This is a genomic window from Cryobacterium sp. Sr3 (assembly GCF_004402835.1).
GTDB classification, from domain to species: Bacteria; Actinomycetota; Actinomycetes; order Actinomycetales; family Microbacteriaceae; genus Cryobacterium; species Cryobacterium sandaracinum.
Window position 1 is genome coordinate 70514 of the sequence record NZ_SOFA01000025.1, and the last position, 25785, is coordinate 96298.

General features: G+C 68.8%; 20 protein-coding genes and 2 tRNA genes. 8 read left to right on the top strand and 14 right to left on the bottom strand.

The window, feature by feature from the left end:
• Nucleotides 1-25: 25 nt before the first annotated feature.
• Nucleotides 26-102: transfer RNA gene (locus tag E3N94_RS06375), tRNA-Pro, on the bottom strand.
• Between the two features lie 168 nt (nucleotides 103-270).
• On the opposite strand from E3N94_RS06375, the gene E3N94_RS06380 reads away from it, so the two are divergent.
• Nucleotides 271-344: transfer RNA gene (locus E3N94_RS06380), tRNA-Gly, on the top strand.
• A gap of 32 nt (nucleotides 345-376) precedes the next feature.
• Here E3N94_RS06380 and E3N94_RS06385 read toward each other — a convergent pair.
• From E3N94_RS06385 to E3N94_RS06420, 8 genes are all read right to left on the bottom strand, one after another.
• Nucleotides 377-1348 (bottom strand): L-lactate dehydrogenase, encoded by a 972-nt coding sequence (locus E3N94_RS06385; RefSeq protein ID WP_104103349.1) that lies wholly within the window; start codon nucleotides 1346-1348, stop codon nucleotides 377-379.
• Nucleotides 1349-1421: 73 nt separating this feature from the next.
• Entirely contained in the window at nucleotides 1422-2108 is a 687-nt protein-coding gene (locus E3N94_RS06390; protein WP_104103347.1) for a response regulator transcription factor, read from the bottom strand.
• A 4-nt stretch (nucleotides 2109-2112) separates the two neighbouring features.
• A complete protein-coding gene (locus tag E3N94_RS06395) occupies nucleotides 2113-3522 on the bottom strand; it encodes a sensor domain-containing protein (protein WP_134569967.1) in 1410 nt (469 codons plus the stop codon).
• A 99-nt stretch (nucleotides 3523-3621) separates the two neighbouring features.
• A complete protein-coding gene (locus E3N94_RS06400; RefSeq protein WP_134343124.1) occupies nucleotides 3622-5121 on the bottom strand; it encodes an amidohydrolase family protein in 1500 nt (499 codons plus the stop codon).
• Between the two features lie 2 nt (nucleotides 5122-5123).
• Nucleotides 5124-5762, bottom strand: a complete 639-nt coding sequence (locus tag E3N94_RS06405) for an FMN-binding negative transcriptional regulator (RefSeq protein WP_134569968.1) — start codon at nucleotides 5760-5762, stop codon at nucleotides 5124-5126.
• Nucleotides 5763-5819: 57 nt separating this feature from the next.
• Complete coding sequence (locus E3N94_RS06410) at nucleotides 5820-6803, bottom strand: DNA-formamidopyrimidine glycosylase family protein (protein ID WP_104103336.1); 984 nt, start codon at nucleotides 6801-6803, stop codon at nucleotides 5820-5822.
• Between the two features lie 2 nt (nucleotides 6804-6805).
• Nucleotides 6806-7294, bottom strand: a complete 489-nt coding sequence (locus E3N94_RS06415) for a ribose-5-phosphate isomerase (protein WP_104103334.1) — start codon at nucleotides 7292-7294, stop codon at nucleotides 6806-6808.
• 23 nt (nucleotides 7295-7317) lie between these two features.
• Nucleotides 7318-7944 (bottom strand): DsbA family protein, encoded by a 627-nt coding sequence (locus E3N94_RS06420; protein WP_104103332.1) that lies wholly within the window; start codon nucleotides 7942-7944, stop codon nucleotides 7318-7320.
• 186 nt (nucleotides 7945-8130) lie between these two features.
• Between E3N94_RS06420 and E3N94_RS06425 the strand changes: the two genes are divergently transcribed.
• Nucleotides 8131-9717 (top strand): MFS transporter, encoded by a 1587-nt coding sequence (locus tag E3N94_RS06425; protein WP_233191541.1) that lies wholly within the window; start codon nucleotides 8131-8133, stop codon nucleotides 9715-9717.
• Between the two features lie 126 nt (nucleotides 9718-9843).
• Nucleotides 9844-11346, top strand: coding sequence for an SDR family NAD(P)-dependent oxidoreductase (locus E3N94_RS06430; RefSeq protein ID WP_134569969.1), 1503 nt, complete (start codon nucleotides 9844-9846; stop codon nucleotides 11344-11346).
• A gap of 326 nt (nucleotides 11347-11672) precedes the next feature.
• Here the strand turns inward: E3N94_RS06430 and E3N94_RS06435 are convergent, their stop codons facing one another.
• Complete coding sequence (locus E3N94_RS06435) at nucleotides 11673-12470, bottom strand: GNAT family N-acetyltransferase (protein ID WP_134569970.1); 798 nt, start codon at nucleotides 12468-12470, stop codon at nucleotides 11673-11675.
• 547 nt (nucleotides 12471-13017) lie between these two features.
• Between E3N94_RS06435 and pepN the strand changes: the two genes are divergently transcribed.
• The 3 genes from pepN to E3N94_RS06455 all read left to right on the top strand — a co-directional run bounded on the left by pepN (nucleotide 13018) and on the right by E3N94_RS06455 (nucleotide 17562).
• Nucleotides 13018-15561 carry an aminopeptidase N gene (pepN, locus tag E3N94_RS06440; RefSeq protein WP_134374284.1) on the top strand — a complete coding sequence of 848 codons (2544 nt, stop codon included), beginning with the start codon at nucleotides 13018-13020 and terminating at the stop codon, nucleotides 15559-15561.
• A 308-nt stretch (nucleotides 15562-15869) separates the two neighbouring features.
• Nucleotides 15870-17114: a mechanosensitive ion channel family protein gene (locus tag E3N94_RS06450; RefSeq protein ID WP_134343117.1), complete on the top strand. Its 1245-nt coding sequence runs from the start codon at nucleotides 15870-15872 to the stop codon at nucleotides 17112-17114.
• Entirely contained in the window at nucleotides 17104-17562 is a 459-nt protein-coding gene (locus E3N94_RS06455) for a globin (protein ID WP_104103319.1), read from the top strand. Before E3N94_RS06450 ends, E3N94_RS06455 begins: the two co-directional genes overlap by 11 nt.
• A 130-nt stretch (nucleotides 17563-17692) precedes the next feature.
• Here E3N94_RS06455 and E3N94_RS06460 read toward each other — a convergent pair whose 3' ends face one another.
• The 3 genes from E3N94_RS06460 to gabT all read right to left on the bottom strand — a co-directional run bounded on the left by E3N94_RS06460 (nucleotide 17693) and on the right by gabT (nucleotide 22100).
• Entirely contained in the window at nucleotides 17693-19051 is a 1359-nt protein-coding gene (locus tag E3N94_RS06460; protein ID WP_241980805.1) for an NAD(P)/FAD-dependent oxidoreductase, read from the bottom strand.
• A gap of 59 nt (nucleotides 19052-19110) precedes the next feature.
• On the bottom strand, nucleotides 19111-20574 hold the full coding sequence (locus tag E3N94_RS06465) for an NAD-dependent succinate-semialdehyde dehydrogenase (protein ID WP_104103314.1): 1464 nt from the start codon (nucleotides 20572-20574) through the stop codon (nucleotides 19111-19113).
• Between the two features lie 164 nt (nucleotides 20575-20738).
• Nucleotides 20739-22100, bottom strand: coding sequence for a 4-aminobutyrate--2-oxoglutarate transaminase (gene gabT, locus E3N94_RS06470; protein ID WP_134569971.1), 1362 nt, complete (start codon nucleotides 22098-22100; stop codon nucleotides 20739-20741).
• A 144-nt stretch (nucleotides 22101-22244) separates the two neighbouring features.
• Between gabT and E3N94_RS06475 the strand changes: the two genes are divergently transcribed.
• Together E3N94_RS06475 and E3N94_RS06480 are read left to right on the top strand one after the other, a co-directional pair.
• The gene (locus tag E3N94_RS06475; RefSeq protein ID WP_104103309.1) at nucleotides 22245-23810 is read left to right on the top strand and encodes a PucR family transcriptional regulator; all 1566 of its coding nucleotides are present in this window, start codon (nucleotides 22245-22247) and stop codon (nucleotides 23808-23810) included.
• Between the two features lie 70 nt (nucleotides 23811-23880).
• Nucleotides 23881-24960, top strand: a complete 1080-nt coding sequence (locus tag E3N94_RS06480) for a nitronate monooxygenase (RefSeq protein ID WP_104103306.1) — start codon at nucleotides 23881-23883, stop codon at nucleotides 24958-24960.
• A gap of 85 nt (nucleotides 24961-25045) precedes the next feature.
• On the opposite strand, the gene E3N94_RS06485 is transcribed toward E3N94_RS06480, so the two are convergent.
• On the bottom strand, nucleotides 25046-25723 hold the full coding sequence (locus E3N94_RS06485) for a hypothetical protein (RefSeq protein WP_104103304.1): 678 nt from the start codon (nucleotides 25721-25723) through the stop codon (nucleotides 25046-25048).
• Nucleotides 25724-25785 lie beyond the last annotated feature (62 nt).

Sequence of the window (25785 nt, forward strand, 5' to 3'; positions counted from 1 at the left end):
TTCGACCGATGTATTTAGGGGGTGTTGGTCGGGGCGACAGGATTCGAACCTGCGACCTCTCGGCCCCAAACCGAGCGCTCTACCAAGCTGAGCTACGCCCCGGACAATTTCTCAACCCGGTGATGGCATCCGCTTGGCGCGCAGAGTTCGCGCAATTCGCGGAATGACCTCGATAAGTCTACTGCACGGTCCGGATGCCGCGGGTCGAGGCGTGCAGCTGGCGACCGTCGACGTGTACTACGCTGAGTGAGTGCGCGGGGGACTGCGCCCGGGGATGTAGCTCAATGGTAGAGCCTCAGTTTTCCAAACTGATGGCGCGGGTTCGATTCCCGTCATCCCCTCCACACAACATCCTGGACGGATCGTCTCACACGGCTCAGTCGAGTCCGAGCCCGTTCAGCGTCGTGCGCAACGTCGCCGCCGAGTGCTCGAACAGCTCCTGCTCCTTCTCGCTGAAGGGAACCTCGATCACGCGCGAGACGCCCTCGGCGTTGATCACGCTCGGCACCGACAGCGCCACGTCGCTGACGCCCCGGTAGTCGGTGAGCACCGAGCTGACCGGAAGCACGGCGCCCTCGTCGCGCAGCACGGCCTCGACGATCCGGGCGCCCGAAAGCCCGATCGCGTAGTTCGTGGCGCCCTTGCCGGCGATGACCGTATACGCCGCGGTCTTCACGCTCTCGGTGATCGCGTCGAATTCCGCCTCCGAGAACGGCACCAGACCCTTAGGCGAGATGTCGTCCTGCACCCACTCGGCCAGGGAGATCGGGCCGATCCGGGCCTGGGACCAGAGCGGGAACTCCGAGTCGCCGTGCTCTCCGACGATCACGGCGTGCACATTGGCGATCGCGACGCCGACCCGGTGCGCGAGCATCCAGCGCAGCCGGGAGGAGTCGAGCACCGTGCCCGACCCGAAGACGCGCGTGGCCGGCAGCCCGCTGAACTGGCGGGCAGCATAGGCAAGCACGTCGCAGGGGTTGGTGACGAGCATATAGACGGCGTCCGGGGCTCGCTCGACCAGCTGGGGCATCAGCTCCCGCAGGATCCCGACATTGACGCCGGCCATCTCGAGCCGGGACTGACCGGGGTGCTGTCTGGCCCCGGCCGTGATCACGACCATGTTCGCCCCCGCGATGGCGTCGAGGTCGCTGCCGCCGGCCACGCAGGAAGCACCCGTGAACTGGGTGCCGTGGGCCAGGTCGAGAACCTCGGCCTCCACCTTGGGCCCGTTGATGTCGTAGAGCACGACTTCCCGCGCGGACTGCCGGATCAGTGCGGCGTAGGCCAGGGACGACCCGACGGCCCCGGCTCCGATGATGGCCAGCTTGGAATTCGCGATCTCGCTCATAAGCTCATTCTGCACCCCTGACCGGGCCGGATCCGAGTATCCGGATATCCGTGGCTGAGTCAGTGCCGCACGGTCAGTGCCGCAGGTAGGTGAGCACGGCCAGCACCCGGCGGTGGTCGGAGCCCGAGTCGTCGAGGCCAAGCTTCTGGAAGATCGAGGTGACGTTCTTCTCGACCGCGCCGACGCCGATCACGAGCTTCGCGGCGATGCCGGCGTTGGTGCGCCCCTCCGCCATCAGCCCGAGCACGTCACGCTCACGCGGGGTGAGGGCCGCGACCGGGTCGGTGCGGCGGGCCAGCAACTCGCGCACGACCTGCGGGTCGAGCACGGTGCCGCCCGCGCTGATCCGGGTCACGGCGTCCCGCAGCTCGTCGAGCGACGCCACCCGGTCCTTGAGCAGGTAGCCCAGTCCCCCGTTGCCGGCGGCGAGAAGTTCATGCGCGTAGGTGCCCTCCACATACTGGCTGAGCAGCAGGATGCCCACCGACGGCAACCTGCGGCGCAGTTCCAGCGCGGCGCGCACGCCCTCGTCCCGGAAGGTGGGCGGCATCCGCACATCCAGCACGGCGATGTCGGGCCGCAGCGCGTCTACCTCGGCCAGGAGGGAATCCGCGTCGCCGTAGGACGCGACGGTCACAAACCCGGCCTCGTCGAACAGGCGGATCAGACCTTCTCTGAGCAGCACCGAGTCCTCGGCCAGCACGAGCCGCAGGGGTGGGGCGGAGGGAGCGGCGAGAATGGCTGAAGCGAGGTCGGTCATCCGTTCAGGATACGGCGACCGCTCGCGCCGGCCGGGCCGCGGGCAGTGGGATGTGTGCCCCGATCGCGGTCGGGCCACCCTCGGGGCTCCGCACCGACAACACCCCGCGAAGGCCGTGCAGGCGTTCGTCGAGTCCTTGCAGGCCGTGGGCATCGGTCAGCCGGGCCCCGCCGATGCCGTCGTCGATCACCCAGAGGTCGAGCCAGATGACGCCGGCGGCCCCCGTGCTGGCAGGGCTGCCGGTGCTCCCATCGTCGGGGACGGCGCGCAGGGCCAGGTGCAGACGGATGTCCGTGGCCCGCGAGTGCTTGGCGGCGTTGGTGAGCAACTCCGCGCCGACGAAATACGCGCTCCGCTCGATTTCGCTGGGCAGCCGCAGCGCCGGGTCGACCTGCAGCTCGAGCCGCACAGGGATGGTGCTACGGGCGGCCAGGGACTCGAGGCCGGCGAGGAGACCGCGGTCCTGCAGGAGGGGCGGCACCAGACCGCGGGACAGCGCCCGCAGCTCCTCGAGGGTGTCGTGAGCCTGCTCCCGGGCCTCCACGATCAGGGTGCGCGCGGCATCCGGGTCGGTATCGAGCTTGCGCTCGGCGCTGGCGAGGTCCATCTGCAGGCGCACCAGGCGCTGCTGCGGACCATCGTGGATGTCCCGTTCCAGGCGTCGCAGGGACTGGTCTTCCGCGGCGACGGCCGCCCCGCGCGACGCGCTGAGGTCGGCGACCTCACGCTGCAGGGCCTCGGACCGCCAGGCGCCCAGCATGCCGCGGGCCGCGAACTGGTGCAGCCGGGTGAACGCGTGGGTGATGTACGGCAGGGTCAGCAGAAAGAGGATGCCCAGGACGAGCTGGAGGAGGCTTTCGGCCAGGAGCGGGTCGATCGGGAGCGTGGTGCCCGGCAGAATCCAGTTCAGGATGATCGCGTGCAGGTCGTCGTTCCGGTCCTCGGGGAGGAAGCGGCCCCAGATCCAGTAGCTGACGCCGCCGAAGCCCACCGACAGCCAGACTACGGTGACGATCCAGCTGACAAGCCCGACCACGAAGTTCACGACCATGCCGTGCAGCAGGTAGAGCCAGTAGTGCCCGTTGACGAGCGGGCCGAGCAGGGCGCGGAGGGTGGTGGCTGGCTCCCCCGGCGTCGCCCACCGCGGCGGGGTGATGGCAGGCTGGCCGGCCCAGCGCAGGCGGGCGAGTTCGACCAGACCGATGCCGCGGGCGAGGTAGAGGGACGCCACGACGGCGACGATCCCAACGACGGCGGCGAGCAGGCCGATGCCGGTGAAGAATACGGTGCTCAGAACGGTGAGGGCGATCACGACCACCGGCAGGGTCAGCAGAAGAAAGAGCAGCTCCTGCGGCACGCGCCGCCAGAGCGCGCGATATCCGGCGCGTGCGGGGGTTTCGGTCGGTGCGGTCATGGTGTCCTCCAGTAAGTCTGTCGGTACTCAGCCTGATCGCCGGGTCGAGTAGACGACATCCCGCTGCCAACCGGATCTCGCCGGGGGTAACCCCCCAGGTCAGAGGGTGGTGTGGGTGAAGCAGCCGGCGAGCAGGGTGGCGGCCACGGGCATCCGTCGCAGGTCGGGCACTGAGGCGACGAACGGGTCGATCTCGCACACCGCGAGGTCGGCGACGTCTCCCGCCAGAACGCGGTGCCGGCCGCGCGCGGACGCGGCGAGCGCGGCCTGCCGGGAGATGGCTTGCTCGGCGTGCCAGGGTTCGCGGCTGCCGCGAGTGCGCCCGACGGCGGCGGCGATGCTCACCCACGGGTCCAGCGGAGCGACCGGGGCGTCGGACCCGAGCGCGAGCGTGACCCCGGCGTTCAGCAGGCTCTTCAGCACGAAGGCCCGGTCGGTGCGTCCCACCCAGTAGCGGTCGGCGACGTCCCGGTCGTCGAGGGCGTGCTCGGGCTGCACGCTCGCTACCACGCCGAGCCGGGCGAAACGGGCGACGTCCTCCCTCGTGAGCAGCTGCGCGTGCTCGATGCTGCCGGCGCAGCCGAGCTGCTCGAAGGCGTCGAGGGCCAGCGCGTTGGCCCGGTCGCCGATGGCGTGCACGGCGGGGCGGATGCCCGCGGCCACGGCCCGGCCCAGGTGCGCGAGCAGCTCCTCCGGCGGCACGGTGAGCATCCCGCGTGACCCGGGCTGGCCCTCCAGGCCGGGGTACTCGTCGACGCAGTACGCGGTGCGGGTGTTCAGCGAGCCGTCGGTGATCACCTTGCAGGATCCCACCGTGAGCAGCCCGCCGGTGCCGTCGATGCCGGCCCCACTCCGCAGACCGAGTGCGATGGCGCGCTCCAAATGCTGGGTGTAGATACCGAACTCCACCCGCAGCGAGTCGGTGCCGCCCTGGATGCGCCGCAGCCAGGTGGCGAGGTTCCAGTCCATCTCCATGTCGACGATGCCCACGACCCCGCGAGCCGCCGCGGCCCGGGCCGCGCTGTCGGCCCAGCCGTCCATCACGACATCGGGCACCTCGGCGAGCGTGCGCACCACGGCGAAGCAGTCCTCCTCACGGAGCAGCCCGGTCGGGTGCTCCGTGTGGCCGTGGCGGGCGAGCGCGGCCGAGTTCAGCCAGCATGAGTGTAGGTCACCGCTGATCAACACGGTCGGAACGGTGCCGGCGGCGGCGTCCAGCAGGGGCCGGCTCGGGGCATCCGGCCACAGAGCGTCGCGAAACCCGAACCCGACCAGGGTCTCCCCCCTCGAAACGCCGGGCACCCGTTCGGCCACCAGGTCGGCCGCGGCGGCGGCACTGTCGGTGCCGGACAGATCCAGCCGCTGATTCGTCTGCGCCCACTGGCTGAAGTGCACGTGGTTGTCCCAGAGGCCCGGAATCAGCCAGCGTTCTTCCAAATCGACCGAACGGATGCCCGCAGCCGACTGACTCAGATACCCGAGCCGGCGCACCCGGCCGTCGACGATCAGCGTGTCGACGATCTCGTCGCTTCCCGGCAGCCGGCCGTTCCGCAAGACGAGCGGAGGGGCCGACGCTGTTGCCGGAGCGGGCGTGGACACGCTCACCGGTCGACCCCGTGCACCCGGCGCATTTCGGCTGCCAGGCCCGGGCTCGCATAGGGACCGTCTCCCTCGAGTTCACCCAGAATGCGCGCCACGGTCTCGGCCGGCTTGTTCTGGCTGAGCTTGCTCTTGGCGGTGAGGCGGTTCACCCTGAGCCGGAAGCCGACCGTACCGGCCGCAATACGGGCGGCGTAGGCGGCGTTGGCCTCGGTGCCGGACAGGCGACGCGGTTCAGGCATCCGCTCCTCGAAGTGGTCGACCAGGCGGTCCAGCACCCGCAGGTTCTCCTCGTCGCTGAGTAGTTCGGGTGTGCCGTTCAGGTGCGCGGCGACGAAGTTCCAGGTGGGAACGGCGGGCGCCGCGTCGTACCAGCCGGGCGAGATGTAGCCGTGGGGTCCCTGGATGATCACCAGCAGCTCGTGCCGGCCGAGTTCGTGCAGGGCCTCGTCGGGGCGTCCGACGTGGCTGACCAGCACGATTTTGTCGGTCTCGTCGGCCTCCTCGTCGAGCAGTACCGGGTAGTGCGAGGCCACCAGACCGGACTCGGTGTGGCTGATCAGCGTGGCCCATGGGTTCTCCCGGATGAGACGGCGGATCTCGGCCGGGTCGCCCTGCTCAAAAATGGGGTTGTGTCTCATCGGTGTCCCGTTCTGGTCGTGGGTTCAGATCAGGTGAAGCAGATCAGGGCGAGCAGGTCAGGCCTGGCATTTCGGGCACCAGTAGAGCTTGCGTGCGGCCATCTCCTCAACGGTGATGTGGGTGCCGCAGACCCGGCAGGGCAGCCCCTCGCGCTTGTACACCCAGTGCCGGTCGGCCCGTCGCCTCAGGGCTCGCCCATAAGCCGCGTCGCCGAGGCCGTCCATGGTCATCATCTGCCCGGTCGACACGCCGATCTTCAGCAGGTGCGCCCAGTCTCGCCAGAGCGCACGGGACTGCTCGTCGCTGAGCGACTTGCCCGGCGCATACGGGTTCAGGCGCGCACGGAAGAGCAACTCGGCCCGGTAGACGTTGCCGATGCCGCTGACCACCAACTGGTCCATCAAAAGGCGCCCGATCGGGGTGGGCTTCTTCCGCACCACCGTGACGAAGCGGTCCTCGGCGGCGCGGCTGTCGTCGAGCATCGGGTCCGGCCCGAGACGGTCCATCGCCACGTGCACCTCCTGAGAGTCGAGCACCACGCAAGCCGTGGGCCCGCGCAGGTCCGCAACGACGTCGTCGGCCAGCAGACGCACCCGCACCTGGCCGATGGGTGCGGGCGGGAAGCCGTCGGGCTCGACGCTGACCTTCTCGTCTTCCGCCATCCGCAGCCGGGTCAGCCGGGGCGCGCCGATGCTCTGCAGCGAGTCCTCCCCCGCCAGGCCCTGCATGACGTCACCCGCGTCGCGCCTGACGGTCCGGCGCCTGCGACCCTTGATGGCGGCGTCCGTACCGTGCGCTTGGATGTCCCCGGCAAAGTCCCAGGCGCCGTAGAGCCCCAGGTGCACGCGCAGCCAGAGCCCGTTGTCGAATTCGAGGAACATCTGCTTGCCGACGGCACGGGCATCCGTCATGATGTGGCCGTCGAGCATCGCCGCGCCGTCCACGAAGCGGCCCTGCGGCGACGACAGTCGGATGCTTTTACCCACGAAGTTGCGGGCGAACTGGCGCGCAATGCGGTGGACGGAATGACCCTCAGGCACGGCTAGTCGGCGAGACGCGTGCCGTTGATGGTGCAGTGCGCCTCGTACTCCGCCAGCTGCAGGATGCGGCGGCAGTGGCGTTCGTCGCCGGGGAACGGCTCCGAGATAAAGGCGTCGATGAAGTCGATGGCGTCCTCGATGCTGTGCTGCCTGGCACCGATGGAGATGACGTTCGCGTCGTTGTGCTCGCGGGCGAGCCTGGCGGTACTGAGGCTCCAGACCAGCGCGGCGCGCACGCCCTTCACTTTGTTAGCGGCCATCTGCTCGCCGTTGCCCGAGCCGCCGAAGACGACGCCGAGCGCGTCGACGCCGACGGACAGGTCGGCGACGACGGCCTCGGCCGCCCGGATGCAGAAACCGGGGTAGTCGTCGAGGGCGTCGTAGACCTCCGGCCCGTGGTCCACGACTTCGTGACCGGCAAGGGCGAGGTGCGTGACCAGCTGGTGGCTGAAGTCGAGGCCGGCGTGGTCAGTGGCGATGTGGATGCGCATGCAACCGATTATATTTACTCGGCTTACTCGGCTGGTACCGTCGCAGCCGCGGCGAAGATCGGCTCGCGGGTGCGGGAGCGCTTCAGCTCGAAGAAACCGTCGTACCCGGCAACGGCCACCACACCGTCCCAAAGCTTGAGCGCCACATCTCCGCTCGGCGCGGGCGAGATGACCGGGCCGAAGAAGGCCACGTCGTTCACGGCGATGACGGGGGTGCCGACATCCTGGCCCACCCGCTCCATGGCGTCGAAGTGGCTGGCGCGCATCTGCACGTCGTAGTGGTCGCTGTCGGCCCACTCCGCGAACGATGCCGGCAGGCCCACCTCGGCGAGCGCGGCAGGAATGACCTCGTCGGGGTTTGTGCTGCCACCGAGGTGGATGCGGGCGCCCAGGGCATCGTAGAGCGCCTTGACCGTTTTCTGGCCGTGCAGTTCCTGTGCGGCAGCAACCAGGCGGGTGTACTTGAGAGCCCGGGGGAAGAACGCGCGGTACTCCTCGGACACGTCCTGGTCCTCGTTCAGGACGGCGAGGCTCATCACCTTCCACTCGACGTCGAAACCGCGCAGGGCGGAGACCTCCTCCACCCAGCGGGAGGTCATCCAGGCCCAGGGGCAGGAGGGGTCGAACCAGAACTTCACAGAGTCAGCCATGGGGCCCAGCCTAGGTGTCTCCCGGCTGGGAAAGCGCCGACGGAGACCGAACGTAAACCCCTGTCCAGAGAGGGTATCCTCGGCAAAATGTCTGGTTGTTGCCCATTTCCGACTAAAATTATTCGTTATGCCCGAAAGCGGGCCCCTTTTTTTCGCAGCAACATGATCTCTACGAGAGAAGTTCCCATGCCCAGAACCAGCTCACTTTCCGGTGCCGACGGCACGGCGGTGAAGACCAAGAATCCGCTCCTGCAGCGCCGCTTGAAGGTGTCGCACGTGAACGTGGTCGATCAGTCAAGGCTGAAGAAAGCCCTCGGCGGAACCATCGTGGGAAACACGATGGAGTGGTACGACGTCGGCGTGTTCGGCTACCTCATCACGACCATGGGTCCGGTGTTCCTGCCCGAGTCCGACCCGACCGTGCAGACCCTGTTCCTGCTCGGCACCTTCGCCGCGACGTTCATCGCCCGTCCGCTGGGTGGTGTGTTCTTCGGCTGGCTCGGGGACAAGATCGGCCGCCAGAAGGTGCTGTCGATGACCCTGATCCTGATGGCGGCATCCACTTTCGCCGTGGGCCTGCTGCCCGGCTACGCCCAGGTGGGCATGCTCGCCGCCGCGCTGCTGGTCTTCACCAAACTCGTGCAGGGCTTCTCCACCGGCGGTGAGTACGCCGGTGCGACCACCTTCGTGAGCGAGCACTCGCCCGACAAGCACCGCGGCTTCTTCGCCAGCCTGCTCGATATGGGCAGCTACCTCGGCTTCGCCATCGGCGCCGCGCTCGTGTCCATCCTGCAGGTCACCCTCGGGCAGCCCGTCATGGAAGACTGGGGTTGGCGCATCCCATTCCTGATCGCCGGACCGCTCGGCCTGATCGCCATCTGGTTCCGTCTGAAGATCGAGGAATCCCCCACCTTCCAGGCCACCCTGGACGCGAAGGAACTGGCCGCGACCGACCCGTCGTTCTCCGACGAGTCCGCCCCGTCCAACAGCCCGGTCAGCATTTTCAAGAACCACTGGCGCGGCATCATCGTCGCCATGATCCTCGTCGCCGCGGCCAACACGCTCGGCTACGCGCTCACCTCATACATGCCGACCTACCTCACCGCCACCAAGGGCTACGACGAGCTGCACGGGACACTGCTCACCATCCCGATCCTCGTTATCATGGCGCTCTGCATCCCTCTGGCCGGCCGCCTGTCCGACAAGATCGGTCGTCGTCCCGTGCTCTGGATGGGTTCGCTCAGCGCCGTAGTGCTCTCCATCCCCGCCTTCATGCTGATCGGCGTCGGCGAGATCTGGACGACGCTGCTCGGCCTGGCTCTGATCGCCCTGCCCGTCACGTTCTACGTCTCCAACCTCGCCTCGGCCCTGCCGGCGCTGTTCCCGACCGAAAGCCGTTACGGTGCCATGGGCATCGCGTACAACTTCTCGGTGGCCATCTTCGGTGGCACGACGCCTTTCATCATCGCGGCGCTGATCGCCACGACCGAGAACGACATGATGCCGGCTTACTACCTGATGGGGACATCCGTCATCGGTGGAATCGCGATCTTCTTCCTGCGCGAGTCTGCCGGGCGTCCGCTGATCGGCTCGATGCCCAGCGTGGACTCGGTCTTCGAGGCCCGCGAACTGGTAGCCACGCAGGATGACAACCCTGCCCTGGACACCGACGAGATGCCGTTCGACGAGACCTATGAGCCGCCGACCTCGTCAATGGATCTCTCATCGCTCGCGACGGAGCCGGAAACCGAGCCGGAGCCGCTGAAGGTCTAGCGACACCCTGCTGCATCGACCGGTGGCCCGGCGTGCGGAGACCCTGGTCTCGGCGCGCCGGGCCACCGGTCTGTGTGCTGTGTGCACCGGGCCGGGCCATCGCGGGGGCCATCGTAGAATTGTTCGATGACCACGACGCCTCCAACCGAGCCCGCTCCCGGGGCCGTGTCAACCCTCAGCATCGACCCTGCCGAGATGGCGATCGCCCTGCGCGTGCTCGCCTCGCTCAGCGAGATCGACCCCGAAGACCCCGATTTCGTCACCGTGCGGCAGGCCACCGCCAAGATGTTCAAGTCCGTCAAGATGGTGCGACGCGGCGAGAAGCGGCAGGCGATTGCGGATGCCGACCGGGAGGTCATCGCCGCGACCGCGACCGGCGCCGCCACCCGCATCGACGACGAGACCATTGGCGCCCAGCTGCGCCTGGGCACCGACCGGGCGTCGGCCGGCGAGTTGCTCGTGCCGCGGGCCTGCTACATCTGCAAACAGAAGTACACCCTCGTCGACGCCTTCTACCACCAGCTCTGCCCTGCCTGCGCGGCGATGAGCCATGAGAAGCGGGATGCCCGCACCGACCTGACCGGCAGGCGCGCCCTACTCACGGGCGGCCGCGCCAAGATCGGCATGTACATCGCCCTGCGCCTGCTGCGCGACGGCGCCCACACCACCATCACCACCCGGTTCCCGCGCGACGCGGTGCGCCGCTTCAGCGCCATGCCGGACTCGGCCGACTGGTTGCACCGTCTCCGCATCGTCGGGATCGACCTGCGCGACCCGGCCCAGGTGATCGGCCTGGCCGACTCCGTCGCCGCGGCCGGGCCGCTGGACATCCTGATCAACAACGCCGCCCAGACCGTGCGCCGCTCCCCCGGCTCCTACTCGATGCTGGTCGAGGCCGAGCAGTCGCCGCTGCCGGAGGGCGTCATCCCGGAGATCGTCACGTTCGGGCACACCAGTGACGCGCACCCGACCGCGCTCGCGGCATCCGTCACCAGCCACCCGATCCTGGCCGCAGCAGCCGGAGCGAGTGGCGCACTCACGGCCGACGACCTGACCGCCCTGGCGCTCGCACCGGGCTCCTCGTCTCTAGCGCGTCTCGCCGCCGGCACCGCGATCGACGCCGGCGGGCTCGTGCCCGACCTGCACTCCCAAAACAGCTGGACCGCGAACGTGGAAGACGTCGACCCGCTGGAGATGCTGGAGGTGCAGCTGTGCAACACCACGGCCCCGTTCCTGCTGGTGAGCCGTCTGCGTGGCTCGCTCGCGGCATCCGACGCCCGCCGCACCTACATTGTGAACGTGTCGGCGATGGAGGGCGTGTTCGGCCGCGGCTACAAGGGGCCCGGCCACCCGCACACGAACATGGCCAAAGCCGCGCTGAACATGCTCACCCGCACGAGCGCGAAGGAAATGCTGTCCGACGGCATCCTGATGACCAGCGTCGACACCGGCTGGATCACCGACGAGCGGCCGCACCCCACCAAGATCCGCCTCGCCGAGGAGGGCTTCCACGCCCCACTCGACCTGGTCGACGGCGCGGCGAGGGTCTACGACCCGATTGTGCGCGGCGAGGGCGGCGAGGACCTCTGCGGCGTCTTCCTCAAGGACTACAAGCCCGGCGCCTGGTAGCCGGGGCAGGTCGTCGGCGGGGTCGGCTTGCGAGTCGGCGGGGCAGGTCGTCGGCGGGGTCGGCCTGCGAGTCGGCGGGTCGAGTCGGCGGGTCGAGTCGGCGAGTCACGTCGGCGCGCTGGACAGGCAGCAGGACAGCCGGCAGGCCCCTCACCAATTCGACGGAGATTTTGAGGTTTGCGCACCCGGGCGGCCGGTTGCGGCCTGGTTTCGGCAGAATCTCCGTCGAATTGGTTCGGGCGGGCGACATGGTGCGGGCCATTTTGGTGCGGCGAGCGGATGCCGCTGGGTGCCGGCACCGGGATCGCGCCCCGCCGAACCGCACCTCAGTCAGGAGCCGGCGGGGTCCAGACCCAGGGGGTCGTCGTCGTGATGGCCTGAAAGCCCAGCCGCAGCAGGATCGGTTTGCTATCGTCGGAGGCATCCACTTGCAGGTAGCGCACACCGCGTTGGTGCGCGAGCCGCGCGCGGTATGCCACCAGCGCCCGGTAGATGCCGCGGCCCCGCCAGGCGGCCAGGGTCGATCCACCCCAGAGTCCCGCGAAATCAGTGCCGCGGGTGAACTCGAGCCGGCACGAGGAGACGAGCTCGCCGCCGGCCTCGGCGACGAACACGAGCACGTCGCCCGGGGCATCACGCACACCGGCCTCCAGCTGGTCGGCCAGCCAGGCGTAGTCCTCGTCCCAGACCTGCGACTGCAGCGCGGCGATGCGCTCGAAGTCGGCCCGGGTGTCGACCTGCCTGATCGTGACGCCGACCGGCAGCACCGGCACGGCGTTCAGGCGTTCGGTCTCGGCGACGACGACCGTCTCCAGCTCCTCGGCCACGAAGCCGGCCGCAAGCAGGCGGTCCGGCAGATCGGCTGGCAGGTCGTGGCCGCGGGTCTTCCACTCGAAGGCCTCGCCGCGGGCAGCGAAGAAATCGCGGTGCTCCGCGATCAGGGCGTCGAGCGCCGCGCCGGTCGCACCCACGTCGCGAGCGGTCTCGACGAGCCCCTGGTGCCGTCCCAAGATCCGCAGAACCGGGCCCGACAGTTCGTAACGGATGCCCGTGGGCCGGTCGGTCGGAACCCAGAGCCGAAGCTGTGCGTCGTAGGCATCACGGAGCGCGTCTCGGGTTGTCATTGTGGATAACCCTAGAGCCGCCCCGAACGAATTCGACGGAGATTTTGCGCGAAACGGCTCCACGGAGGCCTTAATCCGCCCTTTTCCGCAGAATCTCCGTCGAATTGACTCCACGCCCGACACCGGACGCGGGACACCAGACACCGGATGACGGGTGAGCGCACGCGCACGACCGGGCGACGCCTCCGCTCACCTGCCGGGGCGACGGTCCCTGCTCACCGCCAGTGCAGCGCCCGCCTGTGCGGCCGGGGGACTGCGAGGAGTTCGGCATCGGGCGCGAGCACGAAGCCGTTTCAGAGCCGAGAACCGGCGATCGGAGCGGAGGTCGCCGGGTCATCCGACACTTTGTGCGCCCACGCCTCTTAGCAGGCGCTCATGCCGCGCGCTCCCACGTCAGCAAACTCACGGTACCGGTCGTCCGTCGCGGCCCACGGGTCGGTGCTTACCCTCGTGCAGACACCATATTCCTTGGCTAGGCTGATTGTCGGTGCGCGGCGCCACAAGCGTCGGCGCGCGTGCAGACCGCGAAACCGAGATGGAGAAACCGTTGCCCGGAGAGAACCTCACCAGGATCGAAGCCCAGGAGCGCGCCGCGCTCATCACCGTTCAGAGCTACGAGGTCACCCTCGACCTCACGACCGGACCGGAAACGTTCGGCAGCGAGACCACGGTGCACTTCACCGCGACGCCCGGCGCGTCCACCTTCATCGACGCGATCACCCGCACCGTGCACTCGGTGACGCTGAACGGCGCCGCGCTCGACCCCTCACTCGTCAGTGACGGCATCCGGATTCAGCTCGACGGCCTAGCCGCCGAGAATACGCTCACCGTCGTCGCCGACGCCGAGTACACGAACACCGGCGAGGGCCTGCACCGCTTCGTCGACCCGGTCGACAACGAGGTCTACCTGTACAGCCAGTTCGAGGTGCCCGACTCCCGCCGCGTCTTCGCCGTGTTCGAGCAGCCCGACCTCAAGGCCACGTTCGCCTTCACCGTCACCGCCCCCGGCGCCTGGGAAGTCATCTCCAACTCCGTCACGCCCGAGCCGACGGATGCCGGCAGCGGCCACAAGACCTGGGCGTTCGCCCCCACCCACACCATCTCCAGCTACATCACTGCCCTCGTCGCCGGCCCTTACGCAGTCGTGCGCAGCGAGCTGACCTCCAACGACGCCCGCGTCATCCCGCTCGGGCTCTTCTGCCGTAAAAGCCTGTTCGAGTTCCTCGACGCGGATTACCTGTTCGAGAAGACCCGCCAGGGCTTCGCATACTTCGAGGGCAAGTTCAACTACCCGTACCCGTTCGACAAGTACGACCAGATGTTCGTGCCGGAATTCAACGCGGGCGCCATGGAGAACGCCGGCGCGGTCACCTTCACGGAGACGTACGTGTTCCGGTCCAAGGTCACCGACGCCATCAAGGAACGCCGCGTCGTCACCGTGCTGCACGAACTGGCGCACATGTGGTTCGGCGACCTCGTCACCATGAAGTGGTGGAACGACCTGTGGCTGAACGAGTCGTTCGCCGAGTGGGCGTCGACCATGGCAACCGCCGAGGCCACCGAGTGGACCGAAGCGTGGACCACCTTCGCCGTGATGGAGAAGAGCTGGGCCTACAAGCAGGACCAGCTGCCCTCCACCCACCCGATCACCGCCACGATCAACGACCTCGAAGACGTGCAGGTCAACTTCGATGGCATCACCTACGCCAAGGGCGGCTCCGTGCTCAAGCAGCTCGTGGCCTGGGTCGGCCGCGATGAATTCTTCGCCGGCGTCGCCGCGTACTTCCAGAAGCACCAGTGGGGCAACACCGAGCTGACCGACCTGATGGCCCTGCTCGAAGCCTCCAGCGGCCGCGATCTCACCGAGTGGACGAAGCTGTGGCTCGAGACCGCGGGCGTGAACACGCTGCGTCCCGAGATCGTCGTGGACAAGTCCGGCGCCATCACCGGCTTCACGGTGCTGCAGACCGCCGCGGCCGACTACCCCACCATCCGCCCGCACCGCCTCGCCATCGGCTTTTACGACCGGGTGGACGGCGCCCTGGTGCGCACTCACCGGATCGAGATCGACGTCGACGGCGAGCAGACGGATGTCCCGTCACTGCTCGGCCGCCAACAACCCGACCTCGTTCTGCTCAATGACGATGACCTGGCCTACGCCAAGATCCGCCTCGACCCGGAATCGCAGGAGGTGGCCCTCGAGAACCTCTCCGCGATCGAGAGCCCCCTCGCCCGCGCCATCATCTGGGGCGCGGTCTGGGACGCCACCCGCGACGCCGAGACCTCGGCGCGCGACTTCATCACGCTTGTGCTCGGCAACGTCGCGACGGAATCCGAGTCCACCACGCTGCGCACCGTGCTCGGCCAGGTTGTGCTCGCCGCCTCGTACTACGTCGCCGAGGAATTCCGTACGAGTACAGTCAAGGAGGTCGGTGATGCGCTCTGGTCCCTCGCCCGCCACGCCGACGCCGGCAGCGACGAGCAGTTCCAGTTCGTGAAGTTCTTCGCCGCCATCGCGACCACCGACAGCCAGCTGGCATCCGTTGCCGCGCTGCGTGGTGGCACGGCGCCGCTCGACGGCCTCGAGATCGACACCGACCTCTCCTGGGAGCTGCTCATCGCCCTCGTAGCCGGCGGCAAGGCCGACGCGGTCGAGATCGACGCAGCACTGGCCGCGGACAACACCGCGACCGGCGCCCAGTCGGCCGCGCAGGCCCGCGCCGCCATCCCCACCCTGGAGGGCAAGCAGTCCGCCTGGTCGTCTCTGATCGACGTGGACACCGCGCCGAACACCATCGTGCGGGTCACGGCAGCCGGTTTCCTGCGGGCCAACGACACCACGTTGCTGGAGCCGTTCGTCGAGCAGTACTTCGCCATGTTGCAGCCGGTTTGGGCCGCCCGCAGCTTCTCCATCGCGGAAAAGCTGGTGCTCGGCCTATACCCGGCGCCGTTGGCTGACCGGGCGCTCGTCACCGCGACGCGAAAGTGGCTCGACGCCAACCCGGAGCCGCTCGCACTGCGTCGCCTGGTGATCGAGAACCTGGCCGGGGTCGAACGCGCCCTCGCCGCCCAGGCGCGCGACGCGGAGTAGCCGCGCCGAGGCATCCGCCCGCCCGCGCCGTTCGTGCCCCACGCCGCATCCGCCCTCGCCCTCGCCCCCGTCCCCACCCCCGCTCTCGCTCTCGCTCCCACCCTCGCCCTCGCCCTCGCCCTCGCCCCTAATAAATTCGACAAAGATTCTGCTCCCCGAGCCGCACAAAACCGGTTCAGCTCGTCACCTGGGTAGAAATCTCCGTCGAATTCGTTCGGGCGGGTGGCAGGGGTCAACAGGGTGCGGCTGGGTGCGGAGCCGCGGACTCAGGACTTGGACAGGACGCGGCTCTGTAGACTCGGATCGTTATGGACTTTGACGCAATCTGGCTTGAACTGATTCAATTTTTCAAAATCGACCTGTGGCTCAGGGTCATCAATATCGTCGTCATCATTGTGGCCGCGCTGGTCATCCGGTGGGTGTTGCGCTTCGTGATCGACCGCGTCGTGCAACAGATCGTCACGGGGGTCAAGAAGACACAGAACGTGGAGGACACGCAGGCGCTGAGCGTTTCGCCGCTAGCCGCCGTGCGCGTCGTGCAGCGCACCCGCACCCTCGGTTCGGTGCTCTCGAATATCATCAACGTGACCCTGTTGATCGTGACTATCCTGCTGATCGTCAACATCATCAACAATGAAATCCTGGGCTCTTTCGCCCTGCTGACGGCCGCGCTCGGCGCCGGTCTCGGTTTCGGCGCGCAGAACATCGTCAAGGACATCCTGAACGGGCTGTTCATGGTCGTGGAGGACCAGATCGGCGTGGGCGACATCGTCGACGTGGGCTTCGCTTCCGGGGTCGTGGAGACCGTCGGCATCCGTGTCACCCAGGTGCGTGACATCGACGGCACACTGTGGTTCGTGCGCAACGGTGAGATCCTGCGCGTCGGCAACATGTCCCAGGGCTGGGCGCGCGTGATCATCGACCTCGCCATCCCCTACTCGTCCGATGTCGAGGCGGTGCAGAACGAGTTGCTGCGCGTCGCGAAGGCGCTCGCCTCCAGCCGCAAGTGGCGGTCGGTGATATTGGAGAAGCCGGAGATCTGGGGACTCGAGTCGATCTCCGCCGAGGCCCTCGTCGTGCGCCTCGTCGTCAAGACCCGGGTGGCGGCGAAGTGGGACTTCGCCCGCGACCTGCGCCTGCACCTGAAGAAGGCGCTGGACGGGCTCGGCATCGGTCTGACTCCGCTCAACAGCGTGGTCATGGCCGGCACGGATGGCGCGGTCGCCGCCGGCTCCGACCCCGGCTCCGAGGGAACGCCCGACGCGGCCGCGGAAGCAGCCGCGGCCATGCCGGACCTCACCACCGGCCCGTTCACCGCCCCGATCCCGGTGCGGAAGAAAAAGGCTCCCCGCGCACCCCGCCGACCCAAGAACGCCGCGACCGCGCTGCCCCAGGAGGCCCACCCACGCGCAGCGTCAGCGGATGTTTCCGGTACAGACCCGGCTGTGCCCACGGCCCCGACACCCAAAACCGCGGCACCCAAGGCCCCGACACCCAAGACCGAGGCACCCACGCACACGGCACCAGATCCGGAGACTCACGATGACGAATGATGCCGGCGCCCCCACTCCTGCCACGCCCGGTGCGGTCCACCTGCGCGAGGGCGAGAACGGCACCGCGATCGGCGCCACGTTCTACGAGCAGGTCGGCGGTAGGCCGTTCTTCGAGAATCTGGTGAACGAGTTCTATCGCGGCGTCGCTACCGACCCGGTACTGAAGCCGATGTACCCCGAAGACGACCTGGGCCCGGCCGCCGAGCGTCTGACCATGTTCCTCGAGCAGTTCTGGGGTGGCCCGACCACCTACAGCGAGCAGCGCGGCCACCCGCGGCTGCGCCAACGGCACCAGCCCTTCAAGGTGAACCCGGATTCCCGCGACCGCTGGCTGAACCACATGCGCGCCGCCGTCGACAAGGCCGCTCTTGCACCGCTGCAGCGCGACCAGCTCTGGGACTACCTCGAGCGCGCGGCCTTCGCAATGCTCAATACCTTCGACGAGTAGCAGCGCACCCGCTCTCGGCGCACCCTTGGGACGCAGGCGCACGTTCTACCGTGCGCCCGCTTCTGCAATCTGCGCCGCGAGACACAGGCCGACCGAACCAGGCCGGCCGACGGATGCCGCCGCGCCTGCTTTACAAGTCGAGCTCGGCGACGATCTCCGCGGCCGTTGCGCGTCCCATCCGAATTGCGCCGTCGACGTGTTGGTAGCCCTTTCCGGCGAGGTCGCTGCAGGAGAACAGGATCGGGCCAACCGGTGTGCGCAGGTCCGCGCCGAAGCGAGCCAGCCCGCCCAGGTCGAAGCTCGCCGCGTAGGCGCCGCGGGTCCACTCTTCCGTGCCCCAGTCGCTCTCGTAGTAGACGACGGGCGTCAGTGCCTTCTGGCCGAAGTAGTGCGAGAGCGAGGTGAGGATGCGCTGCTTGCGCTCCTCCGCCGAGACGGTGAACACGCCATCGGCGGCCTCGTCGGAGACGAAGCCGACCAGAGTGCCGCGCGGGTCGTTGAAATTGGTGTTGTCGTAGGCCTCGTGGGAGAGCTCGTAGGGGCTGAAGGCCGTGCCGGAGAGGCCGTCCTCCCGCCAGAACGGGGTCTCGTAGACCGCGTGCACCTTGATCACGAAGCCCATCGAGAGGTGCTGGTGCATCATCTGCTGGCGGCGTGGCAGCGGCGGATCGAAGGAGATCCGGGTGTAGAGCACGGGAGGAACGGCAACGATCACGCGACGCGCACGCACCTCGAGGTCGTCGGTGAGCACACTCACGCCGGCGTCGCCCCAGCGCACGGTGCGGGCGGCCTGCCCGAGGAAGACGTCGTCACCGAGGTTCTCGGCCAGCAGGATCGGCACCCGCTGCAGCCCGCCCACGACCCGTTCGTCGAGGATGAAGTCGGCGTCGACGAGGTTGCTGAAACTGCCGGCGCTGGCCGCCATCAGGAGGGCCTGCAGCGTGGAAAAAGCGTGCGCCGGCTTGGTCAGCATGGCCCCGGCGATGAAGAGGCTAATGTTGTCGCGGGCCTCCTGGTCGTCGGTCTCCTGCTCCAGCCAGCGCCGGAAGGAGATCTGGTCGAGCTCCACCGCACGCGGGTGTGCCCAGGGACGGTCGGGGTCCATCTGGTCCACGAGCTCGTCGAGAGTGGCGATCAGGGCCACCATCTCGCGCTCGGTGTCGGCCGAGACCGGGAAGATCTCGCCCTCGAACCGGGTTCGCTCCCCCGCGGCGTTGATGTAGACGCTTTCGCCCTCGCGGTACCGCGCGAAGGTCTCGAGGCCCAGCTCGGCGATGGTCTCCTTGAGTGCGTCCTGATCGGGCGAAACCCACTGGCCGCCGATCTCGAGCATGGCACCGTTGATGTCGTCGGTGTGGAGGCGGCCGCCGACGCGGTCTCGCGCTTCGAGCACGGCCACGGTGAGGCCGGCCTTCCGCAGCTCGGTCGCGGCGGTCAGGCCGGATGCCCCGGCGCCGATAATGACGATGTCACGTTCGATGATGCTCAAGGATTGCTCCATTGCGTTCTGGTGGTGGGGAAGCAGGTGAAAAACAGGTACGTCGCCGGTCAGGAGACCGGGATGAGGGTGTACTTGGTGGACAGGTACTCCTGGATGCCCTCGAGCCCGCCTTCGCGGCCCAGACCGGATTGCTTGACACCGCCGAACGGTGCCGCCGCGTTGGAGACCAGGCCCGTGTTCAGACCCATCATTCCGGTTTCAAGCTTGGCGATCATCCGCTGCCCGCGGGCGAGGTCCTGGGTGTACACGTAGCTGATCAAGCCGTACTCGGTGGAGTTGGCCAGGCGCACGCCCTCGGCCTCGTCGGCGAAGGTGACGATGCCGACGACCGGGCCGAAGATCTCCTCGGTCAGGAGGGCGCTGGCCGGGGCCACGTCCGTCAGCACGGTGGGCTCGTAGAAGGAGCCGGCGCCTTCGGGGCGCTTGCCGCCGGCGAGCAGGGTGGCACCGTGGGCCAGCGCGTCCTGCACGAGGGCGTCGGTGCCGGCGACGGCAGCCTCGCTGACGAGCGGGCCGATGGTGACGCCGGCTTCGGTGCCCCGGCCGATCTTCAGCGCGCCGACACGCTCGGTCAGGCGGCGGGCGAACTCGGCGGCGACGGACTCGTGCACGATGAAACGGTTGGCCGCGGTGCAGGCCTGCCCGATGTTGCGGAACTTGGCGAGCATCGCGCCCTCGACGGCCTTGTCCAGGTCGGCGTCTTCGAAGACGACGAACGGGGCGTTGCCGCCGAGCTCCATCGAGGTGCGCAGCACACCCTGGGCCGCCTGCTGAATGAGCTTGCGGCCCACGGGGGTCGACCCGGTGAAGCTGAGTTTCCGCAACCTGGGGTCGGCGATGATCGGCCCGGCAACGGCGGAAGAGGTCGACGTGGTGATCACGTTGACGACGCCGGCCGGTACCCCGGCGTCTTCGAGCAGCTGCACGAAGAAGAGGGTGGTCAGCGGGGTCAGCTCGGCGGGCTTCACGACGACCGTGCAGCCGGCGGCGAGCGCGGGGGCGATCTTGCGGGTGGCCATGGCCAGCGGGAAGTTCCACGGAGTGATCAGCAGGCACGGTCCGACCGGATACTGAGAGACAACCATCGTGCCGGTTCCCTCCGGGTTCAGCCCGAAGCGACCGCTGATGCGCACGGCCTCCTCGCTGAACCAGCGCAGGAACTCGCCGCCGTAGGTGACCTCTCCATTGGCCTCGGCGAGAGGTTTGCCCATCTCCATGGTCATCAGTAGCGCAAAGTCATCGCGGCGCTCCTGCAGCAGGTCGAAGGCCCGGCGCAGGATCTCGGCCCGCGTACGCGGCGCGGTAGCCGCCCACGACTCGGCCGCCTCGACGGCCGCATCGAGGGCACGGATGCCGTCGGCGGCATCCGCGTTCGCGATCCGTTTGAGCACAGCACCGGTCGCCGGGTCGGTGACCTCGATGGCCTTACCGCCACCCTGCTGCCAGGTGCCGTTGATGTAGAGGCCGTCCGGGACGCGGGCGAGCAGTTCGGTTTCACGAGTGGACACGATGAGACTCTTTCCGATGCGATACGGGAAATGCGAATGAAGTTTTGATCAGGGGTGGAGGCCGTGCAGAAAGGGCGTTTCCGCCACCCTCCCCGCGGCGTTCCCCCAGTATGACTGATCGCCCTGTGCCCCCGTCGGGTTCGGGCAGGAGACCGCGGAGCCAGGGCTCATGCGGCGGCGAGCACGCTCGCCAGCACCTGCAGGCCCTCGACGAGGAGGTCGTCGGAGATGCTCAGAGGCGGCAGGAAGCGGATCACGTTGCCGTAGGTGCCGCAGGTGAGCAGCACGACGCCCATGGCGTGGGCGGCAGCCACGACGCGGCCGGTGAGGGCGGCATCCGGGTCTCCGGTGACCGGGTCGACCAGTTCGATGGCGATCATGGCGCCGCGGCCGCGCACATCGCCCACACGCTTGTCGACGGCACGGATGGCGTTCAGCCGCTCGGTCAGGATGGCGCCGATTTCACGGGCGCGCTGGGCCAGGTTCTCGGTCTCATAGCTGCGCATGGTGGCCAGGGCCGCGGCGCAGGCGAGCGGGTTGCCGCCGTAGGTGCCGCCGATGCCACCGACCTGCGGTGCGTCCATGATCTCGGCGCGGCCGGTGACGGCGGAGAGCGGCAGGCCGCCGGCGATGCCCTTGGCCATCACCATCAGGTCGGGCACGATGCCCTCGTGGTTGCTGGCGAAGAGGTCGCCGGTGCGGGCGAATCCGGTCTGCACCTCGTCGGCAATGAAGACGACCTCGTTCGCGCGGCACCAGTCCACCAGGGTGGGAAGGAAGCCGGGTGCGGGCACGATGAAGCCGCCCTCACCCTGGATCGGCTCGATGATCAGGGCGGCCAGGTTGTCGGCGCCGACCTGCTTCTCGATCTGGGAAATGGCGCGCCGGGCGGCCCCTACCCCGTCGAGTCCGGCGTCGCGGTAGGGGTACGACATGGGTGCCCGGTAGATCTCCGCGGCGAAGGGGCCGAAGCCGTTCTTGTACGGCTGGTTCTTCGCGGTGAGGCCCATGGTCAGGGTGGTGCGGCCGTGGTAAGCGTGGTCGAAGGCGACGACGGCCTGCTTGCCGGTGTAGTGCCGGGCGATCTTGACGGCGTTCTCCACGGCCTCGGCGCCGGAGTTGAACAGGGCGCTGCGCTTGGCGTGGTCGCCCGGGGTGAGCCGGTTGAGCATCTCGGCTACCTCGATGTACGAGTCGTAGGGCGTCACGGTGAAGCACGTGTGCGTGAACTGGGCCAGCTGGGCGGCCACGGCGGCCACGACCTCGGGGGCGCTGTTTCCGATGCCGGTCACGGCGATGCCGCTGCCGAGGTCGATCAGGAAGTTGCCGTCGACGTCGACAAGCACACCGCCGCCGGCCGCGACGATATAGGCAGGCAGGGTCACTCCCACCCCGGCGGAGACGGCCTCGATCTTGCGACGTCCGAGCTCCTGGGACTTCGGGCCGGGGATAGCGGTGATGAGGCGGCGTTCCTGGGGAAGGGACGGTCCGCCGACCGGGATCACAGAAAGGGCGTCTACGAGGGTCATTGCTGCTCCAGTTCGCTGGCTGTTGCATCGGCGCGGGGCCGGCGACGATACCGATTCCAGAAGGCTACGCAGGGCGGCCACCCGCAACATCCGGCACCGTGTACAACGCGCGGGTGAACTTTCGCCACGTTGTACACTCGTCGCATGGCTCCGAACCTGGCCCCGCCGCTCCTGCCCACCGTGCGCCGCCTGCTGGCCCAGCCCGGCCTCCAGCTGCGCCTGCTCACGGCCGAGCCGCAGCTGCCGGCACACGCGCTCGACCAGCCCGTGGAGTGGGTGCACGGCTCCGACCTGGCCGACCCGACGCCGTTTCTCTCCGCCAGCCAGGTGCTCCTCACCACCGGCACCCAGTTCGCCGACCCGATGACGGATGCCTACTACCGCGACTACGTGCGCCGGCTCACGGCCCGCGGCATCGCCTGTCTCGGCTTCGGCACGGAGGTCGTGCGCGCCGGCACGCCGGAGGCCCTCGTTGCGGCCTGCCTTGCCGAGGGGCTGCCCCTGATCGAGGTGCCCTATGACACTCCGTTCATCGCGGTGGCCCGCGCGGCCGGCGACCTGGTCGCCGAGTTGCGCTATGCCCGCAACACTTGGGCGCTGGACGCCCAGCGGGCCATCTCGCACGCGGCCCTCCGACCCGACGGCCTGAGCAACATTCTTAGCGAGCTGTCCCGGCAGCTGGGCCACTGGGTCGCGCTCTTTGACGCGAGCGGCACGCTCGACCGGGTCTTCCCCCGCGACGCGTTCTCCGGTTCCGCCTCCTCCACCGCCCTGCCGCAGGTGCAGGCGGAGGCCGGCCGGCTGCTCCGTCGCGGGCAGCGGGCCGGCACCACCCTCGACGAGGGCGGCGAGACTTTGACCCTGCAGACCCTGGGGAGGCAGGGCCAGCTGCGCGGGGTGCTGGCCCTCGGGGGCGGCACCCTGCTCGACCAGGCCAGCCAGCAGGTGGTGACCAGCGTCATCGCCCTCGCCGGGCTCGCGCTCGAGCAGAACAGCGCCCAGGGTCGCGCCCGCGGCCACCTGCGGTCCGGGCTGCTGCAGGCGCTACTCGGCGGCGACCTCCCGCTGGTGCAGAGCATCTCCCGGGAGCTCTGGGGTGCCCTCCCGGCCGAGCCGGTACGGGTCGCCGTCGTCTCCCCGCCGCCCGAACGCTTGGACGCTCTGGCCGAGCTGCTCGAACTGCGGGTCGAGGAACGCCCCGGGCACCTGTTCTTCGCCCGCGACGGTGGCCAGGTGCTGCTCATCCTCGATGTCGCCGCCGATCCGGTGCTCGCCGAGCTGGTGGGCCTCGGGCTGCACGTGGGCGTCTCCGACCGGAGCGCCTATCGTGCCCTGCCGCACGCGGCGGCCCAGGCCCGACAGGCGCTCGAGCGCGCCCACGAAGGCGCGGCGGGCATCGTCGAATTCGAGGTGATCTCACGGCAGGGCGTGCTCGCGTTCCTGGCCCGAACGGATGCCTCGGAGGTCGGCCGCGCCACCCTCCGGCCGCTCTCCGACCACGATGCCGCCCACGGCACGGCGCTGCTCCCCACCCTGCGGGTGTGGCTCGAGCGCAACGGCCAGTTCGGCCCGGCCGCGACGGAGCTCGGCGTGCACCGACACACCGTGCGCGGCCGGATCAGCCACGCCGAGCAGTTGCTCGGGCGGGACCTCGGCGCCTTCCACGCCCGCGCCGACCTCTGGGCGGCGCTGCTGGCGTCGGCGGGATAGGCCGGAAACACCGCACGCACGAGGCGGCTCGCACACTGTGACGCAAGCACCCACACACCGGAAAGAGACAATGTTCAGTCTGAAGGACCTTCGCATTCCGATCATCGCGGCACCCATGGCCGGTGGCGCGTCCACCCCAGCCCTGGTGCGCAGCCTCAGCGCGGGGGGCGGCCTCGGGTTCCTGGCCGCCGGGTACAAGACCCCGGATGCGCTGGCCCGGCAGATCGCCGACGTGCACCAGAGCTCGCGGCCGCCGTACGGCGTGAACGTATTCGTTCCCGGGCCACCACTGACCGACCAGGCCGGAGTCGATGCCTACCGCCGGAGCCTGACAGCGACCGCGCTGGAACACGGCGTGGAATTGCCCCCGACACTGGCCGCGGACGATGACTGGTTCTCCGCCAAGGTGTCCCTTCTCATCGGGCACCGAGTCCCCGTGGTGTCGTTCACCTTCGGGTTACCGCCGGCCGAGGCCGTGGACGGTTTGCACGCCGTCGACGCGTGCGTGATCGCCACGGTCACCTCGGTTCGGGAGGCGGTTCTCGCGGAGGAACGCGGAGTCGATGTGCTCTGCGTGCAGGGCCCGGAAGCAGGCGGACACCGGGCGACCTTCACGACGGCCGAAGAACCGGAGACCACTCCCCTGATCGAACTGGTCCGCGCCATTTCGGACCTGGCGGTTCTGCCGCTCATCGCGGCCGGGGGCATCCACTCCGGTGCCGGGATCGCGACGCTCCTGGCGGCCGGCGCGGACGCCGTGCAACTGGGCACGGCGTTCCTCCGCACCGCGGAGTCCGGCGCCCAGCAGGCGCACAAGGACGCGCTCGTCGACCCGAACTTTGATCGCACCGTGGTCACGCGCGCGTTCTCCGGGCGTCCGGCACGGGGGCTGCGCAACGCGTTCATCATCGAGCACGACGCCACCGCGCCCCGGGCTTATCCTCAGGTGAACCATCTCACCAGTGGCCTCAGGGCGGATGCGGGTCGACGCGGCGACGCCGACGGACTCGCCCTCTGGGCGGGCACCGGCTTCCGCTCTGCCCGCGCAGAACCGGCGGCCGACGTGCTCACCCGGCTGTGGCAGGACGCCCGCGTGTCGCCGAGTCAGCGACCGGTGTCGAACCAATTCGACGGAGATTTTGATGTTTGAGCCGATTCTCGGCCAGTTTAAGGCCGATCCGGGCAAAATCTCCGTCGAATTCGTTCGGGGCACGGTGCGAACACCCAGCGAATAGTCAGCGGCTCAGCGACCAGGGCTTGCGACGCACGAGGATGTGGCCGCGGCTCGTGCTCAGCCGGGTCCACAGGCCCGTCTCGAACAGGCGCACGGGCTCGTTTTTCGGCAGGAAACCGAGGCTGACGGCCGCGAAGGCGGCGCCGGCCGGCACGATTTCCAGGCCGGGGATCGGGCGGCTCCAGACTTCGGAGCGCACCCGCTGCACGATCTGCCCGCCGGTTCCCGCCGGGATGACGGCGGCGACTTCCTCAATGCCGGCCTGCGCCGCACCGTCGAGCAGGGCGGCATCCGTTTCACCGAGCAGGGTCCAGCCGCCTTGGGGCGGCGAGATACCGGCCCAGGTCACGGTGGTCACTTCCAGCGGCACGGTTACGGTCACTGTCGCCTCGTCCTCCAGCACGGCCGCGGTGAGGCGGGCGAGGCGGTCCAGCAGGGAGCGCACGGGAACGACCGCGTCGAGCTCGACCGGTGCGGTGAGCGCGAAGGTGCGCAGGCCCAGCACGGTCGGGCTGGAGTCGAGGAGACCGCGCGGGTAGAGGATCGCGGTGTAGACAGCGAGCACCCCCGCGGCCTGAATGAGGCGCACGGAACCGTCCTCCACCCGGCTAGCGCGGGAGAGGTAGACCTGGAGGTCGCGAAGGGACAGGGACTCTGGGAGAGAAAATGACTTACTCATCTGCTCCTAAACTACCAAGGTACGGCGCGCGTCACACCGGTGCGCGCGTCTGCTCCGCCACG

Bases quoted from the DNA above. Each gene is read 5' to 3' on its own strand.
- E3N94_RS06485 (WP_104103304.1), bottom strand. From the start codon at position 25,723: ATGAGTAAGTCATTTTCTCTCCCAGAGTCCCTGTCCCTTCGCGACCTC.
- E3N94_RS06385 (WP_104103349.1), bottom strand. From the start codon at position 1,348: ATGAGCGAGATCGCGAATTCCAAGCTGGCCATCATCGGAGCCGGGGCC.
- gabT (WP_134569971.1), bottom strand. From the start codon at position 22,100: ATGACCCTCGTAGACGCCCTTTCTGTGATCCCGGTCGGCGGACCGTCC.
- E3N94_RS06455 (WP_104103319.1), top strand. From the start codon at position 17,104: ATGACGAATGATGCCGGCGCCCCCACTCCTGCCACGCCCGGTGCGGTC.
- E3N94_RS06425 (WP_233191541.1), top strand. From the start codon at position 8,131: ATGCCCAGAACCAGCTCACTTTCCGGTGCCGACGGCACGGCGGTGAAG.
- E3N94_RS06405 (WP_134569968.1), bottom strand. From the start codon at position 5,762: ATGAGACACAACCCCATTTTTGAGCAGGGCGACCCGGCCGAGATCCGC.
- E3N94_RS06480 (WP_104103306.1), top strand. From the start codon at position 23,881: ATGTTCAGTCTGAAGGACCTTCGCATTCCGATCATCGCGGCACCCATG.
- E3N94_RS06430 (WP_134569969.1), top strand. From the start codon at position 9,844: ATGACCACGACGCCTCCAACCGAGCCCGCTCCCGGGGCCGTGTCAACC.
- E3N94_RS06415 (WP_104103334.1), bottom strand. From the start codon at position 7,294: ATGCGCATCCACATCGCCACTGACCACGCCGGCCTCGACTTCAGCCAC.
- E3N94_RS06475 (WP_104103309.1), top strand. From the start codon at position 22,245: ATGGCTCCGAACCTGGCCCCGCCGCTCCTGCCCACCGTGCGCCGCCTG.
- E3N94_RS06395 (WP_134569967.1), bottom strand. From the start codon at position 3,522: ATGACCGCACCGACCGAAACCCCCGCACGCGCCGGATATCGCGCGCTC.
- E3N94_RS06420 (WP_104103332.1), bottom strand. From the start codon at position 7,944: ATGGCTGACTCTGTGAAGTTCTGGTTCGACCCCTCCTGCCCCTGGGCC.
- E3N94_RS06435 (WP_134569970.1), bottom strand. From the start codon at position 12,470: ATGACAACCCGAGACGCGCTCCGTGATGCCTACGACGCACAGCTTCGG.
- E3N94_RS06450 (WP_134343117.1), top strand. From the start codon at position 15,870: ATGGACTTTGACGCAATCTGGCTTGAACTGATTCAATTTTTCAAAATC.
- E3N94_RS06390 (WP_104103347.1), bottom strand. From the start codon at position 2,108: ATGACCGACCTCGCTTCAGCCATTCTCGCCGCTCCCTCCGCCCCACCC.